The following is a 373-nucleotide window of genomic DNA, read 5'->3' as shown; positions in this document are numbered from 1 at the left end:
GATAGCTCTCCTCATCAACACGACCGGTTCGCGTCAACTCTAGATAAAATCGATCTGGAAAATGTTGCTGATAAAACCCAACGCATTGCGCAGCAAGGTCATGATTGCCTTTGAGCAAGGCTTTACCTACCTCACCACTCTTACCACCAGAAAGGACGATCAAGCCTTCATTTAGCTCAGCAAGCCACGCCTTATCAATGACGGGCTGATGCTGAATGTGCCCTCTAAGGTAAGCCTTTGAGATCAACAAGGTCAGGTTTTTGTAGCCTTGATTGTTGGCCGCAAGAACCGTTAGACGAGTCAGTTCATCACCAAACTCGTCCGATTGCATTGTGAAGTCAGCACCAATAATGGGCTTAACACCAGAGCCGTG

The 373-nt window shown here is 47.7% G+C and carries 1 protein-coding gene; it reads right to left on the bottom strand.

Features of this window, described 5'->3' with window-relative positions:
- A partial coding sequence (locus tag AB4585_RS26720; protein ID WP_372171764.1) for a PHP domain-containing protein occupies positions 1 to 373 on the bottom strand: 373 nt, incomplete at both ends.

Origin of the sequence: Vibrio sp. 10N.222.49.C9 (assembly GCF_041474985.1) — a bacterium.
In the GTDB taxonomy this organism is placed as follows: Bacteria; Pseudomonadota; Gammaproteobacteria; order Enterobacterales; family Vibrionaceae; genus Vibrio; species Vibrio crassostreae_C.
This window is presented reverse-complemented; position numbering and strand designations above follow the sequence as displayed.